Origin of the sequence: Microbacterium testaceum (assembly GCF_003075375.1) — a bacterium.
Taxonomy (GTDB): domain Bacteria; phylum Actinomycetota; class Actinomycetes; order Actinomycetales; family Microbacteriaceae; genus Microbacterium; species Microbacterium testaceum_E.
Genome location: NZ_QDFT01000094.1, coordinates 1 through 2,454 on the forward strand (window position 1 = coordinate 1; position 2,454 = coordinate 2,454).

Sequence of the window (2,454 nt, forward strand, 5' to 3'; positions counted from 1 at the left end):
GCATGACCGCGCGCCGTCGTGCCTCATTCGCACCCATCGGGGTGGGACTAGGAGCGCTTGCGCTAGCTGTCGGCAGCCTCGCACTCATGCTCGCACCACTGGCCTACGCTGCAATGCTCCTTTCCGCTGTCGCGGTGGCTATGGCGGTGAGGAAGCGATGATCCAGCGCAACCTCCCGCCTACCTCGACCTACAGCGACTTCCCCTACGCCGAGGCCTGCTTCGTAGAGCACTACCAACACGATCCCGCCCGCCTCGTGGTGGGGCACGGCAACCTCATGGGCTGCAAGGCGCGCCTGGTGCGGGGACAAAGCGAGGTGGAGGCTCGCATCACCACGGCTCGCGGTGTCATGTCGTTCCGCGTCGACGAGCCCGAGAAATGGGCATGGGTGCTGCTTCACCCGGAACAGCGCGCCGACCGCCTCGAACTGCAATGGCTGGAGGAGGAGCGCCGACGCAATGAAACCACCCGCACTGAATGGCAGTCGCGGACAACCAAAGGAGTACAGAACCATGACTAGTCGCAAAGAACAGGGCGAGCGTGCAATACGCGCCCTCGAAAAGTTCAGAAGCGGGGGTGCGCGCACCTTCAGCCTCCCCGACGACCCCGAGAGTGATGAAGACCTCTCCGACCTGCTCCGCAGTCGCGCCGCTCCGAAGCCCGATGAGGAGGTCCGACAGATCAAGCTCTCCTGACCTCCCCCCGCCTCTCCCGTGTGCATCCCCGCACACGGGAGAAGTGCTGAGCTACCGATTCCGGCTGATATTCCTCCCGTCACTATAAGGAGGACACATCACCATGGCGAAGTTCCACATCAGCGAGGCTGGCAATCCAGCACCGTGCAAGGCCACTGTCAACGCCTGCCCCCGCGGGGGCGAAGCAGATCACTACTCATCGCCACAGGACGCGCGTCAGGCCTACGAGGATGTGCAGGCTGATCAACTGTTCAAGCCGCTGCCGTCTCGCACCCCCTACGCCCCCGCCGAGGAGCGCTACAAGCCGAGCGACGTGCTGGCCAAACTCCGCCAATGGCTCAACAACGTTGGGCTGTCTCGCACCGCCGTGAAGCTGACCACCAGCCACCGCGAGTCGGTAACCATCCGCACCAACAAGTGGACCGGCGAGGCTGAGAGCTTCGAGGTGTCGCAGATGTGGCTGCTTCGTGCCAACCGCGACAAAGTGGACAGAGCGCTCGAAGCCGCAGTTGACCGCGCCAAACCCCGCACAACCGATCCCCGCACCGGCGCACCGCTTTCGGAGGCTGAGCAACGAGAGACTAAGTACGGAACCATCGCTGCGAACTACCTACGTAATGCCGGGCTGAGCGAATGGCGCGTGCAGGTGCAGGACACCGTAAACGGCAAGGACGGGACTCTCGGTGCCGCTGACTACGGCGCGAAGACCATCCTGCTTCAGCGCAATCACCTGCGCACCGCTGACCGCGACGCGATCATCTCCACGATTCAGCATGAGGCAGCGCACGCCAAGGCGGGACAGGGCAACGGCCACAATCACATTTGGAAGCACGAGGCCGTCCTGCTCGGGCTGTCGAACCCCACTGCTAACAGCTTTGGTCAGGAGAACGACCGGCAGCTACGGGCGGGTACGGCCAAGGTAAAGGACGTGGCAGGGGGTGGCGTTGCGCGCGGCCCGCACCGCGGCCAGTTTGTAGATCGCGCAAAGCCAAGAGAGGTGAGGCAGGAGGAGGCTCGGGAACGAAAGGCCGCCCGTGCACTCGACCCAGAGATGATCGAAGCCCTGAAGCTTAAGTACCTCAAGAAGTTCAAGCAGCCGTTCGATGAATCGGGGCTGTCGATTCCCGAACTCCTCCAGATGGCCGCCCGCAGGGAACTCGACTAGTCCTCGCCCACATCCGCCCCCGCCTCGACCACCCGAGGCGGGGGCTTTCCTATGGAGCGCCACCGCAGGCCGCAGCCTCGCGGCATCACAGGGTGCGAGTGCGTGTGCCTGTGGATGGGGACCGCTCGCGCTGGTGCCGTCAGCTACAGCGGGCGAGACTCGCCGAGAAAGCGAGCATCCTGGTCCTCTGCCGCCGCGAGAGGTCCCAGTCATCGCATCACGTAGAACGCAATGGCGATGCCGAGGCGTGACCTCCTCGAGTGCAAGGGGCGCGGAACGAGGAGGTCACGCACGTCATATTCGGAGGGGCCGGGCCGACGGATGGGTACGGACCGTTTCCTCTCAGCGCTCCCGGTGCGAGGCGGACCGGCSGACGATGTAAGGCCCAACGGGCTGGTTGCCTCGACGAGCCTCGGTGTGCCAGTCAGTCGGCCGTAGCAGCCTCAGGCGTTCCGTCTGGCTCGGGTTGGGGCTCGTAATGACCAAGCGACCTTTCGTGTAGAAATGCGCACAGCTCGGCCGCCACCTGCAGGTCATGGGTTAGCGCATTCAACTCGAAGCTCGTCAAGTTCAGTGTCTCTGCCCGGTTCGATC

Annotated in this window: 2 protein-coding genes; both read left to right on the forward strand. The window is 64.1% G+C overall.

The window, feature by feature from the left end:
- Window positions 1-157: 157 nt before the first annotated feature.
- A complete protein-coding gene (locus tag DC432_RS16005) occupies window positions 158-520 on the forward strand; it encodes a hypothetical protein (protein ID WP_116538676.1) in 363 nt (120 codons plus the stop codon).
- A 278-nt stretch (window positions 521-798) separates the two neighbouring features.
- Window positions 799-1,860, forward strand: coding sequence for a hypothetical protein (locus DC432_RS16015; protein ID WP_133177981.1), 1,062 nt, complete (start codon window positions 799-801; stop codon window positions 1,858-1,860).
- The last annotated feature ends 594 nt before the right edge of the window (window positions 1,861-2,454 follow it).